Origin of the sequence: Rhodobacter sp. NTK016B (genome assembly GCF_017303295.1) — a bacterium.
In the GTDB taxonomy this organism is placed as follows: Bacteria; Pseudomonadota; Alphaproteobacteria; order Rhodobacterales; family Rhodobacteraceae; genus Pararhodobacter.
The window spans coordinates 258,747-271,070 of sequence record NZ_JAFKOK010000003.1; the positions used below are offsets into that span (position 1 = coordinate 258,747).

10 protein-coding genes are annotated in these 12,324 nt (G+C 62.0%); 4 read left to right on the forward strand and 6 right to left on the reverse strand.

What is annotated here, in order from left to right:
* The first annotated feature begins 308 nt into the window (after positions 1-308).
* From JI664_RS05630 to JI664_RS05640, 3 genes are all read left to right on the forward strand, one after another.
* The gene (locus tag JI664_RS05630) at positions 309-1,832 is read left to right on the forward strand and encodes an LA2681 family HEPN domain-containing protein (protein WP_207012742.1); all 1,524 of its coding nucleotides are present in this window, start codon (positions 309-311) and stop codon (positions 1,830-1,832) included.
* Positions 1,833-1,894: 62 nt separating this feature from the next.
* Positions 1,895-2,422 carry a gamma-glutamylcyclotransferase family protein gene (locus JI664_RS05635; RefSeq protein ID WP_207012743.1) on the forward strand — a complete coding sequence of 176 codons (528 nt, stop codon included), beginning with the start codon at positions 1,895-1,897 and terminating at the stop codon, positions 2,420-2,422.
* Positions 2,419-3,060, forward strand: a complete 642-nt coding sequence (locus JI664_RS05640) for a hypothetical protein (protein ID WP_207012744.1) — start codon at positions 2,419-2,421, stop codon at positions 3,058-3,060. The genes JI664_RS05635 and JI664_RS05640 overlap by 4 nt, the downstream gene beginning before the upstream one ends.
* A gap of 374 nt (positions 3,061-3,434) precedes the next feature.
* Here JI664_RS05640 and JI664_RS05645 read toward each other — a convergent pair whose 3' ends face one another.
* The 6 genes from JI664_RS05645 to JI664_RS05670 form a co-directional block, all read right to left on the reverse strand.
* On the reverse strand, positions 3,435-4,658 hold the full coding sequence (locus JI664_RS05645) for a glycoside hydrolase family 3 N-terminal domain-containing protein (protein WP_207012745.1): 1,224 nt from the start codon (positions 4,656-4,658) through the stop codon (positions 3,435-3,437).
* A gap of 8 nt (positions 4,659-4,666) precedes the next feature.
* Complete coding sequence (locus tag JI664_RS05650; protein WP_207012746.1) at positions 4,667-8,524, reverse strand: amino acid adenylation domain-containing protein; 3,858 nt, start codon at positions 8,522-8,524, stop codon at positions 4,667-4,669.
* Positions 8,517-9,080, reverse strand: coding sequence for a YdcF family protein (locus tag JI664_RS05655; protein WP_207012747.1), 564 nt, complete (start codon positions 9,078-9,080; stop codon positions 8,517-8,519). The genes JI664_RS05650 and JI664_RS05655 overlap by 8 nt, the downstream gene beginning before the upstream one ends.
* 119 nt (positions 9,081-9,199) lie before the next feature.
* Positions 9,200-10,261, reverse strand: a complete 1,062-nt coding sequence (locus JI664_RS05660) for a DUF418 domain-containing protein (RefSeq protein ID WP_207012748.1) — start codon at positions 10,259-10,261, stop codon at positions 9,200-9,202.
* Between the two features lie 81 nt (positions 10,262-10,342).
* Entirely contained in the window at positions 10,343-10,825 is a 483-nt protein-coding gene (locus tag JI664_RS05665; protein ID WP_207012749.1) for a hypothetical protein, read from the reverse strand.
* Positions 10,822-11,481: a TetR/AcrR family transcriptional regulator gene (locus tag JI664_RS05670; protein WP_207012750.1), complete on the reverse strand. Its 660-nt coding sequence runs from the start codon at positions 11,479-11,481 to the stop codon at positions 10,822-10,824. Before JI664_RS05670 ends, JI664_RS05665 begins: the two co-directional genes overlap by 4 nt.
* Positions 11,482-11,719: 238 nt before the next feature.
* On the opposite strand from JI664_RS05670, the gene JI664_RS05675 reads away from it, so the two are divergent.
* Complete coding sequence (locus JI664_RS05675; protein WP_207012751.1) at positions 11,720-12,226, forward strand: hypothetical protein; 507 nt, start codon at positions 11,720-11,722, stop codon at positions 12,224-12,226.
* Positions 12,227-12,324: the final 98 nt, after the last annotated feature.

A 12,324-nucleotide genomic window follows, 5' to 3' on the forward strand; every position in this document is an offset into this window, starting at 1 on the left:
TTCGAGAATGGAATGCATTTGGCGACATTGATCTTGATGGGTTCTGCGAGAAACTTTGGGGTCATTCTGAACGCTCCCCAGATCTCCAGACATCTAATGGATACCGGGCCGAAGACGATCCCACCTCGCCAATCAAAAAAGCGTTCGGCAGAACGGTGTCCCTGCGTCTGCAAAACCTTTCGCCGAGACGGCGAGAATGCGTTCTGAAAATTTTTCTTTTTGGAAGCAATGAGATAAAGGATGGATTGGACGCGGAGGTCAAGATTTAGATGGAGAGGCGCTCTCTCATCGAAGAGCTACACGCACTCATGGATGAAGATCCTGCCGCCGCTCTGGCACGGATTCGCGAGCTCGGAGATAGCCCTGAAGAAGCTTTTGCCTCCGCTGCCATACTCATCGACTGTGGCGGGCACCTAGGCAACTCCATAGCCATTAACAGGGGCGTGGAAATACTGGAAGAGTTGCGCAAGAGCACCAAGCCGGACCCAGGCCTCGCCTATAACCTTGCCAATGGTTTGCAAACCCGTGCGCGGCTGATCTATGGGCCGCACTCTCCCTATTTTGGCCAGTCTTTTGAGGACCACTTTCAAGCTAGAATTCGCTTCGGGGAGGCCGCTCGATCGCCACATGCACCGTTTGATTTGGCCTCTCAGGCGCTAACCAATATGGGTACGCTGTTGCAGGATACCTCACGTTGGATTGAGGCATTAGACCACTTTCGAGAAGCCCAATATGTCTGTCCGGAGAATGCCGTAGCAATGCTCAAAGAGCTCACGTTGCTTCAGCATCTTGGACAATTGTTCCAGTCAGACCCGCATAACTACCAGTGTTACGGCCATATACCGACGCTGGTCAATAGAATACGTATCCTCGCAGTAAACATTGAGCGTAACCTAGACACGCTTACCGCTTTCTCTGGGACAGCAGCGCTTACATTCGCGCAGCAGCAAATTGCGATGGCAAAAGCGCTTCCGTCCAGTTCTCAGGGACCGATCGAGAAGCCCTTTTTTCAGTTCGTCTCCAAGCATCAACTGGCGTTGTTTTTGCATTGCGGCGCGGAAGACTTTGACGCGGGGATTTTCGATGTGCTGACCATCCCGACCATTACGAGAACAATGGATGATGAAGATGGCGTACCGGAAATCTATGCCATGCTGAACGTGATGAAGGCCGATTTTGCTTTTGCGCGGCAGGTCTACTTTGAGGTCCTCGAAGATGACACTGACACGCCCTACCTTGAAACTACGACTCACGGGGACACATTGGATTACGCGCTTTACGGGGTGCGCTATTCGGCACTGACCAGTGCGCAGCGCATCGCCTTCGACATCCTGGATAAAGTGGCAGTCGCCATCGCCTGTTATCTAAAAATGCCCAAGGCTCATAAGGTGAGCTTCGCAACACTCTGGGGGCGCATAGAAAAAGGCGGATCGTTTCGGTTTCACGATGAAATCGCTCGATGCCTTGCCAAGGGCAATTTCGGCCTGATAGCCCTACACAACATTTTCCATGATATGTCGAGTGATAATAGCCGAGGTGTCGGTATCATGGAGGCGCACAAGAGCTATCGAAATTCCTCCACACACCGTTTCACGGTGCTTCATGATTTTGGCAAGCAAGAACGCAAGTCCCCTTCGCTTGCAGTGGACCATCAGGACATCATGGAATTTGAGCGGATGACACTGGACTCACTGAAGCTTGCTCGTTCAGTGATATTCTACCTTGTGGACATGATCATGTTCGCGGAAGCGACGAGGCCAAAGCGCGATACTGGCATCACAGTCCCAATGTCAGTTCCCGATCATGCGTACATTCGCGGCCGGTACGATTGAATCGAGACGGGAAAGGGAGCACATATCTTTGTTCGGTCATCCCAAAAAAAAGGCATTGGAAAATGACCATAAAGTACTTCGCCTACGGTTCCAACATGCTCGAAGGACGCCTGCGACAACGCTGCCCGTCCGCGCGTGTGCTCGCCGTGTCACAGCTCAAGGGTTGGGCACTGTCCATGCATAAACGAAGTAAGGATGGATCGGGCAAGGCGACAATCGCTCCTTCTAGCGAACCGAGTACATCTGTTTTTGGCGTGCTCTACGAGATAGATAGTGACGACCTTGACCCGCTAGACCGCGCCGAAGGCCATGGACGTGGCTATAACCGGGTTTCGATCAAAGTTGCTATGGCCAGTTCTGGTGAGACCGTGACGGCGATCACATATCTCGCAGAAGAGGGCGCAATCGACTCGTCCCTCTACCCCTACAATTGGTATGTGAAGCTGATTGTGGCTGGGGCTAAAGAACATGCTCTGCCCCATGGCTACATCGAACAACTTTCCTGTATTCATGCGAAAGCAGACCCCGTACTGGCTCGACCAAGTCGGCGTCAGGCTCTTGCGCTGCTCAAAGAATGGGAAAACCGATGACCGTTGCCACACCCGACACCACCAAAATAGCTGGCGCGCAGACAGTTGCGGGCTGGAAAGCCCTCCGGACAAAGTTGGATGCTGCGCCATCCAAAGAGCTTTGGGAGGAAGCCTTTGAGGAATTCTATAGAGCTCGCCTTAAGACTCGATATTTTGATCCGGTCGAGACCTTGGAGAAGAATGCGACGCATAGTGGTGAAGGTTTTGCCATCGTCGCCATACTATGCTCGCTGATCGAGTTTCTTGAATCCACGTTGCAAGGAAAGACGTATCGCTACAGGCGCCGAAACGACCCGGTCCTGACAATCCACGAATATGAAAAAAGCGGAGCAATCTTCGAGAATTTTCTCACGACGGGGGCCCCCTTCAGTGCTGTTTTTGACAAGAAATTGGCCAAGGACTTCTACACGAACGTCAGATGTGGGCTGCTCCACGAGGCACGGACTAAAGGTGGATGGCTGATACATACGGGTAAAGACACCGACCCGATGATCGACACTACCAAGAAGATCATCAATCGAAAGTGCCTACAGAAGGGCTTTGGCGAGTTCATAGATTCTTACAAAATTTCGTTGTTTGCCGATCAAACGCTCCAAGATGCCTTCAAAAGGAAAATGGACAGTCTGTGCATTGAATAGCAGACTGGCCCCTGTTTTTTTCGCCTAGACTAGCGCCTCAACAAGATCGTGATCCTGTTGAGGCTAGGTGCGACGAAGCTTGCAAACAGACCCAGCTCCTGTTGCGCCGTGCCTGGCTTTTAACCACTCACAAGTCAACTTCGGAACTGTGGGTACCAGGCGGATGAGGGAGAGCGAAGTCGGTTGCGGGGCCATTCTTTATGAAATTCTGCATCAACAAGCTGCGCCACTGGAACTAAGTGGCATTGAAAAGAAACGATTTTTGAGATTTCGATAGGTAATGCCGCATGCAACGCCACAGGGCTTCTCTGCGGTGACCTAACCGCTCCAAGACGGAAAACCACCGGCTGCATTGCAGTCGGTGGTTTTCCGTTTCAGCGGTGGGCGTCACCGGGGAGGTTTTCGCACCCGGCAGCCTTGGCGGACATCTGAATGCGCATTGCTCTGACGCGCGCGGCAGCGGCCATGATCTGTGTTTCGGTCAGGGTGCCCTGATTGATGGCCTTGCGTACCCAGCGGACGGCGCGTTGGGGGAGCAGGGTGTCGTAGCCGAAAAGGTTCTTGATCATGATCAGGTCATTTCCGGCGGCGAGGGCCCGCACGACGGCGCATCGCCGGCCCATTTGGTGACGGATCGCATCCATGTCGATATCGTCCGTGATCACGACGCCCGCGTAACCGAGTGTCCCGCGCAGAAGCCCCGTCACGATGGGGGCCGAGAGGGTGGCGGGCCGTCCGTGAGTGGACAGACGGTCGAGGCGCAGATGGCCCATCATGACCATTGCGGGGGGATGAGCCGAGGCGAACAGGCGCGCGAAGGGGGCCAGCTCGGCCTCGGTCCAATGCGCGGAAATGTCCGCGACCCCGTGATGGCTGTCGCTGACCGAGCGGCCATGGCCGGGAAAATGCTTGGCGGAACACAGGATGCCCGCGCTGGCGAAACCGCTGACAAAGGCCGCCGCATAGGCGGCGATACAGTCCGGGTCGGTGCCGTAGGCGCGTTTGGGTTTGCCGATCACCGGGTTGTCGGGATCGTGGATATCCAGAACAGGGCCGAGATTAACGTTGAAGCCAAGTGCGGCAAGATCCTGTCCCGCTTTGGCGTAAAGCCGCTGCGCCTCGGGTGGCGACAAGCGCTCTGCGACTATTTGGGCGGCGGGCAGTTTCGTGAGGCCGCTTAGCTTTTTCAGGCGCTGAACCTTGCCGCCTTCATGGTCGATGGCGATCAGCGTCTGGAGGCGGTCGTCGCGAAACAGGCGCATCAGCCCGGTCAGCTCGTCAATCGCACCGACATTCTGCGCGACGAAGAACACCCCGCCGACCTGACCGCGCCTGACCTGCCGGGCCAGCAGCCGGGCCGAGGGCGAGCGGGCCGTTGCGCCGTAAAACCCGATGACAAGCAGCTCTGCCACCGCGTCTGCCAGCGCGTCTCGCGGGCGAAACAGGCCGAACCACGCGACGGGGTAGGTGAGCGTCGCAAGCCCGAAGCCGAACAAGGCGCGCGCGCCACGCCAGAGCGTACGTGCGCGCGTGCGCAGTCCGCCGGGCGCGCGGAACGTGACCTTGCTCAGGCGCTGCAGGGCCGTAGTGAAAGACACGGCCACCGTCAGCCCGGTTCCGCGCGGTCATGGACTGGTGCAAGCGGGGCGTGATCCGGCAGGCGGGCGCGATGGCGATCCATATGGCGCAGCAGCGTCGCGGCGAGGGTGTCGATATTCTCGGGCCGGAAGTAATGCCCGTGGGCGCCGGGGATGATCTCGACATGATGGCCCGCAGGATAGGCGGCGCGGAACAGCTGTTCCGGGGCATCGAGCTGACCATAGGGGTTGAGATAGCTGCGCGCGCCGAAAACCAGCAGCGTTTCGCCCGGATAGTGAAAGAAGCGGCCCTGCTCCATCAGGATCGTGAGCGGAACCTCGCGGCCTCGGCGCAGCAATTCCAGACCGGCCTCGCGCATCACAAGACCCCCCTGGCAATTCCCCCCGAGGAAGACCGGGCCGGTGGGCGCGATGGCTGTCACCTCGTCGGCATAGAGACGGCCCAGCGCCGAGAGCGTGTCGGGATTGTATTCTACGGCCAGATGCCCCGAGCGCAGCCCGAAGACCGAAGCCTTGTCACGCAGGCTGTCGCTCAGCCGCGACAGCTCGGTGCCGTTCTGAAAGCACCAGAAAAGCTGGGGCAGCGGTTGCGTGTCGCTCAGACTGCGTACCAGCCCCACCTTGCCCAACGCTCTGCCGGGCCATGTGGCGAGGTGGGGTGCGATCTTGGCCCGAAGGTCGTCGTCGAGGCCGGACGAGACAGGCGCATGGGGGGCCTTGAGGCGCGAATCCACCATCAGGCCAAGGATCTCGATGGTATCCAGACCCGCTTCGAACCCGACATCGAGCGTGATGCCAAAGGCATCCTCGACCGCGAAGAGAAGGTTCGCCATCGACAGCGAGTCGAGACCGGCATCGTGCAGGCTGTCGCGGGTGCCGGATACCACATGGGCGCCAAGCTGTTCCTCGATCAGCGCAATGAGCCGAGCCTCGGTCGCGGTGCCGATGGTGCGGGCTTTCGCGGGCTGCGTCAGTTGCGGCGGCATCGGCAGCGCGCTTCGGTCGCGCTTGCCGCTGGCATTGCGCGGGATCTCGGGCACCGGCAGGAAGACCGAGGGCACCATATACGACGGCAGTTGCGTCTGAAGCCGCTCTCGCAGGGCCACCGGATCGGGCGAGGGCGCGCCGGGCAGCATCACCAGATGCGCGATCAGCCGATCCGCGGCATCGGGCGCAGACAACAACGACACCGCCGCGTCGATCACGCAGGGCAGGTTGCACAAGGCCGCCTCGACCTCGCCCGGCTCGATCCGGTAGCCGTTGACTTTCAGCTGACTGTCCATGCGCCCCAGATAGATCAGCGCGCCGTCGGGCCCCGCCTTTGCCCGGTCTCCGGTGCGATACAGCCGCGTCGGGCCTTGTCCGGGGATATCAACCACCGGGAATTGCTGCCGCGTCATTTTGGGCCGGTTGCGATAGCCGTTAGTCAGGCCGGGGCCGAAGAGACAAAGCTCGCCCTCGTGGCCCGGGGCAACGAGGGTGAGGTCCTCGTTCAGCAGGCAGGCGCCCATATTGTCGATAGGCCGCCCGATCGTGACCGGATTGCCCGGGGTGCAGACCGCGAACAGCGCTTCGATCGTGGCTTCTGTCGGCCCATAGGCGTTGATGAAACACCGGCCGTTTCCCCAGCGCTCGACCAGCGCGGGCGGGCAGGCTTCGCCCGCGACGATCACATGGGTAAGGCCGGGATGCTCGGCCGGTGGAATGATCGACAGGGCCGAGGGCGTCAGCGACAGATGCGTCAGCCGCCCCTGCGTGATGAAGCGGCCAACGGGCGGGCCAGGGATCGCCTGCAAATCCGTGGGGTACAAAAGGCACGCCCCCGCAGCCAGCGCCATGGCCATGTCGCCCACCGACACATCGAAGCCGAAACCGCTGAGTTGCGAGACCCTTGCACGGGCGTCGATCCCGAAATGCCGGGTTGCTGCGACCGCGTAATTGGCCAGCGCGCCGCGCGGGACTTCGACCGCCTTGGGCCGCCCGGTCGTGCCTGAGGTGAAGATCATGTAGGCGAGCGTCTCAGCCGAAACCGGAACGGGGTTGAAGCTGACCTCGGCGGTTTCGTCACGCTCGGGCAATTGGCCGCAATTGACGAAGCGCAGGCCGATATCCGGCAAGGCGGGGCTTGCGGCGTTCACGATGATCGTCCGCACCTCTGCGGTTTCGATCATGTAGCGCAGCCGCCCATCCGGCAGGGCCGGGTCGAGTGGCACGAAAACACCGCCGATCTGCAGAATGGCCAAAAAAGCGGTGACCCGATCCACCGTCCGGCCAAGGCAGACGCCGACGCTGTCACCGGGTTTCACTCCGGAGGCTGTCAGCGCCTTGGCAAGGTCGCCGGTCCGCGCGACCAGATCCGCGTAGCTCAGGCAGCGATGCCCCATCGCGACCGCGGGCGCCGTCGGCTGTCGGGCCGCGTGCCCGGCCACGAGGGTCAGCAGATCGGGGGGCGTCGGGTGCTTTTCCCCATGGAGCAGGCTTGGAATGAGCGTCTGCACAGGCGGGCGCGACAGCGCATCGGCAAGTCGTTGGGCGAGACCCGCGCCGCTGGCGCCCGCCATGACGACAAGCGTGTCGCCGTCTTGTAGGCTCGCCCGCAAACGCCGCAGCAATTCCGACCCGTCTGACACAGCGGTGCAGACCAGTCCCGCAGCCCTACACGCCTCGGCCAGCGCGGCATCGCCGCTTTGCCCCTGAGGCGCCTCGCCAAGGGCGGCCACCGGCAGGATGAAGCTGTGGTCCGCGCCGGCCAAGGCCTGCGCAAAGCGTGGGGCCATGCGCGTGACCCGGCTGTGAAGCTGAGGTTCTAGGATCGCGATCACGCGCCCCTTGGTCGCCTCGCGTAGAACAGCGATAGAGGCCGCGATCTCTGCCGGGTGATGGGCGAAATCGTCATAGATCCCTAGTCCGCTGTCAGACGGGATGCGCTGCAGCCGCCGCGCGACCCCGTGGAAGTCTGCGAGCGCGCTGACGGCGCTCTGGACGCTGATTCCCAGCGTCAGCGCCATGCCAAGGGCTCCAAGCGCATTGAGCAGGTTGTGGCGTCCGGGAAGGGCGAGCGACAGGGTGCCCAGTTCCTCGCCGTCCAGAAAGACGGTGGCGTTTCCCTTGGCGTCCGGCAGGGCCCGCAGGGAATTCGCTTCGCCAAAGCCATAGGTCAGCACTTTGCACTTAGCGGCGCGCAGAGCCTCGGTCACGCGTCGCTCATCGCCACAGGCGACGATTGTCCCATCCGACGGGACGCGCGACAGGAACGCGGCGAAGGCGCTCCGCAACCCGTCTTGGCCACCATAGTGGTCCGCGTGATCGTCATCGAGATTGGTCAGGATCGCGTGCGATGGCTGCCATTGGGCAAGCGCACCATGAGCCTCGCAGGCTTCGGTCACGAAGGGGGCCGTGGGCGCGCCCCACCGCGCCGGGGGACGCTCGGAATCGGCGAAGGACGCGCCCAGCATGTAGCCGAAATCGGGCTGACCGGCAGCGCTGAGGATATGCACAAGCATCGCCGTGGTCGTCGATTTGCCGTGACTGCCCGCTACGCAGAGATTGAGACGCCCGGCGATCAGTTCGGCCAGCATCTGCGCGCGGGTCTTGACGGGAAGGCCCGCCCGCCGCGCCGCGCGCTTTTCCACATGGCTCTCGGGGATGGCGGGGCTGACGACGATGCAATCTGCGGCCCGCACAAGCGCCGGGTCCGGCACGGATTGCACCGCGATCCCTTGCGCTTCCAGCAGGGCCAGACGCGCGGGCGCGCAATGATTGTCGCTGCCGGTGACCATGTGGCCCGCCTGCCTGAGCAGCAGCGCCAGAGGCAGCATACCGCTTCCGCCGATACCGATCAGGTGCAGCCTTTCGGGATCAGACATCGCCCAGATCGCCCTTGAGCGCATAATCCCCGATTTTGCCCAGTTCGGCGAAGACGCGCTGACGCCCTTTCGCGCTTTGCCACCATGTGTCGGCAGACAGATCGCCGGGATCGTTTGGGGGCTGCGCAATCAGACGCGTATCGGCGGGAACGTGGCGGCGCACGGTCATGATCGCGCGGCGCATATGGAAAGGCTTGGCGCAGATAGCAAGACTGCGCACCTTGTCCCAACCCAGGTCGCGCTCGATCAGGGCGGCGCCGAAAGCGGCGTTTTCGGCGGTGTTGCGTGCGTCTTTTTCAAGCAGCAAGGCGCTTTCCGGGATGCCCGCGGCAAGCGCATGTTCGCGGTAGAACGCCCATTCCGGCGATCCGTCCACTGCCGTGCCGCCACCCGAAATCAGGATGCGCCGGGTCAGGCCGGCCTTGTAGAGCGCAAGGGCCGGCTGAAGGCTGCTGACAGAGGGGCTGCACAGGACGAATGCAAGATCCACGGCTTCCGGCGGGCATTTCTTGAACAGGAAGGCACTGATGCCTGCGCGGCTATCGTAGAGATCCATAGCTCGACCGTGCGATTTTCTTTGGGATTTTCAAGTGGCTGACCCTACGGCTTATTCCCTTGGGGTCAATCGGAAACGGCGGCAGTAACATCGCGCATTACGGATGATGGCGGCGTGCGTTATCCCGCCAGTTTCCGCATCAACGCCTCTATCGGTCCGCGTTTGAACCAGCGTGCCCAGATCAGCGCATAGAGCGTCGCGGCAAGGCAGAACAGAAGGGCGGCACCGACCGCTTGGGCGATGGTTTGTCCGCCCAGCATGTCCAGCGCTTCCAGCGTCCCCATCCCCACCAGAACATGCGCGATGTAAAGCGTCAGGGTCTGCCGCCCGGCCGGAACCAAGAGACCCAACACTCCCACGCTAGCCAGACTATCCGAGAACCGCAGACAGAGGCCCACGACAAGGCATGCCGCGCCCAGACCGGCGAGGGTGTAAAGCGGCATCGGCGGCACCGGGCCGGTCGTCGCGAGCGCCACGAGTTCGGGGTCAATGGGGGCCAGCTGCGCGATCAGCACGGCACTGATGCCTTCGGCCACGGCCAGGGCAATCGCGCCGCCAAGGATCAGCTTCCGCTGCGTCACACGCTCGGCCAGCGAAATTCGGCTGAGCAAGATGCCGAACAGAAGGAAACCCAGCCACGGGATGACGGGGTGCCAGCCATTGAAGAACAGATTTCGCACGAAGCCGGCGGGCGTCCAGAACCCGGAATAGGTATAGGCTTCCCAGTTCCAGCCCGTGTCGTAATTCAGCGTCAGGATCATCACCGTGAAGGCGAGGTTCAGGGCCAGCACGATCCCGAACAGCCCCCGCGATCCGAGCGGCAGCAGCAAGGCGCCGAACAGGAAATAGAACGCGTAATAATGCAGGATGTCGGCGTCGAAGATCGTCATGTTCAGCAAGCCGATCACAAGCAGGAACAGCGCTCGCCGGATGGTGACAGAAAGGGTGCGGTCGTTTCCCCTCAGCCCCGACAGGCCAAGCCCGATCCCCGCGAGGACGACGAAGGTGGCGGCGGCGCGGCCCTCAAGCGCCGAGGTCAGCGCGCCAAGGACCCCGTCGCCGCTTTCGGCGCCCATGGCAATCTTGAAGTTGACGATCACCATCCCGACGAAGGCCACGAAGCGGGCCAGATCGAGACCTTCAAGACGGCTACCAGAAGGGGATTGCCGGGTTTGTGTCATTCGCGCTCTCCTGTTCGCCGCGTTGACGTCGTGGACCAGTCGGCCGATATCGGCAAGGGCCCTCAGCCCGGTGGGGCGGGATTACATCGCCGACCATGTCGCAAAGACGACAATACCCAGCGTCAGGACCACGAGCGCGCCGATCGTCGGCGCCGAGAGCGCGGGGCGATCCGCCGCGCTGCTGCCCCCACGGGAGAGATGGGTCACCGACAGCGCGATCAGCGCAGCGCCCAGAACGGTTCCGATCCATTCCATGGTGAACAACGCCAGAGACATCGGCGCGGCAGAGACCGGGAAGATCTCGGCGAGATCCAGACCGTAAACCGCGACATAGCCGATACCGGCAAAGAGCGGCATCGCGCCCGCCTGTCCGCTGCGCAGGATGCGGTAGCCAAGGATCAGGCTGCCCAGCCCCAGAACGGTCAGGAAGACGTTGAAAGCCGCGAGCACGGTGACGGAATAATCGGGAAAGCTGCGCGTCTCAACGATGCCGCCCGGCACCATCAGGGCAAGGTTCAGGGCGCTCAGGAGAACAAAAGCAGCAATGGCGCGGGGCAGGGTCATGACAAAGGGCCTTGTGTTTGCGAGGGGGGAAGCAGCGGCGTCATGAGAAGCGAGAAGGCGCGTCGCGACAGCGCAGCCTCTTCGCCCTCAGACAGGGCGGCAGCGTGGTGGGCAAACCAGCGGTCGATCGAGATAAGTAGGTCCAGCGCCACATCGCTCAGCATGGATAACGGCAGGTCGTCGCGCACCGCGCCGATGGTCTGGCCCGCCTGCAGCGCCGCGCCAATCTGCGCTCGGAACGCATTGAGCGGCGCGGCGACGGCCTCTTGCGCGGCGATTTCGCGGTGCAGCGTGCGGATCAGCGCGGCGAGGCGGGTGTCTTGCTGAAAACACTCGGTCAGGCGAAGGCACAAACCGGCGAGGGTCTGCCAGAATGCCCGGGCATCGCTCGTGGTAAGGTCGTCGACGGTCGGCATCAGATCGGCCAGAGGCGCAAGCCGCCGCTCGAGCGTGGCGCGAAACAACGCGCCCTTGTTCGAGAAGTAGTGATAGGTCCGCCCCTTGCTCTCACCCGCCGCCGCGATGATGCGGTTGAGCGACGCGCCCTCGAACCCGTGGGTTGTGAATTCGCCCTCAGCCGGGTCCAGCCACAGCGCCCGCTCCTGCGGATCGAGATCGAGAAAGCGCGCGCGCGCCGAGGGAGAAGACGAGGACATCGGGGGCTCCGTAGACCAGTGGTCTAAGTTCTTCCCTGCATTTAGACCGGCGGTCTAAGCGAGTCAACCGGGCCGGGCCCCGTGTGACGCAGCGGCATGAATGGGCCGGGAATTGCGCATTTCTTCAGCGATCACGCGGATTTTCGCGGCAAAGGGGCGGGGTTGCGGCCTCGGCGCTTGACGGAGGCGTGCCGCAATGCAGCATTCTTATATGATCAAATGACGGAGCCGGATGCCCATGCCTCAGACCCTCTCCGCGCCTCAGCCCGTCGCGTCGCCCCGACCGGTCTCGGGCCTTGCCACCAAGACGCACTGTGCCATCGTCGCGCGACGGCCTGCCAACCCCGTTGCCGCGCAGGTGCTGGACCTCTCGCTGATCGAAACGGGGGAATTCGTGATCGTGCCGCTCGACCCGGCCCGGATCGAAGCGCTTTGCACGCGGCTGAAACTCGATGACCGGCCGTTTTCTGACATGGCGCCCGATTGCGCGCTGACCTTGCGGCTTGCCGATGAGCTGGGCCTCGACCGTTTCGCGCTGATCCAGACGGATGAGACGGGCTGGCAGGGGGCACAGGCGGCCACAGTCTATCATGGCCGGGTGCGGACGATGGCGGTGCGCAAGGGCGCGGGCGCTCTCAACGACGCGCTTGAGCGGATCGGTGTGCGGCCCGATGGCGGGCGCGATGCTGTAGATACGCTGGGGCTGGGATTTGTCGGCAATGCCGGGCTGTTCCCTGGGCGCTGAAGCGGGCCTAAGCATTTCACTGGGCGGCGCCGGATGCGACAGCGAAATGCCCCGGGGCCCTGTCGGGCGCCGGGGCGTGGTACTCGTTACTCAACAAC

Bases quoted from the DNA above. Each gene is read 5' to 3' on its own strand.
- JI664_RS05660 (WP_207012748.1), bottom strand. From the start codon at position 10,261: ATGACACAAACCCGGCAATCCCCTTCTGGTAGCCGTCTTGAAGGTCTC.
- JI664_RS05670 (WP_207012750.1), bottom strand. From the start codon at position 11,481: ATGTCCTCGTCTTCTCCCTCGGCGCGCGCGCGCTTTCTCGATCTCGAT.
- JI664_RS05650 (WP_207012746.1), bottom strand. From the start codon at position 8,524: ATGTCTGATCCCGAAAGGCTGCACCTGATCGGTATCGGCGGAAGCGGT.
- JI664_RS05635 (WP_207012743.1), top strand. From the start codon at position 1,895: ATGACCATAAAGTACTTCGCCTACGGTTCCAACATGCTCGAAGGACGC.
- JI664_RS05630 (WP_207012742.1), top strand. From the start codon at position 309: ATGGATGAAGATCCTGCCGCCGCTCTGGCACGGATTCGCGAGCTCGGA.
- JI664_RS05640 (WP_207012744.1), top strand. From the start codon at position 2,419: ATGACCGTTGCCACACCCGACACCACCAAAATAGCTGGCGCGCAGACA.
- JI664_RS05655 (WP_207012747.1), bottom strand. From the start codon at position 9,080: ATGGATCTCTACGATAGCCGCGCAGGCATCAGTGCCTTCCTGTTCAAG.
- JI664_RS05665 (WP_207012749.1), bottom strand. From the start codon at position 10,825: ATGACCCTGCCCCGCGCCATTGCTGCTTTTGTTCTCCTGAGCGCCCTG.
- JI664_RS05675 (WP_207012751.1), top strand. From the start codon at position 11,720: ATGCCTCAGACCCTCTCCGCGCCTCAGCCCGTCGCGTCGCCCCGACCG.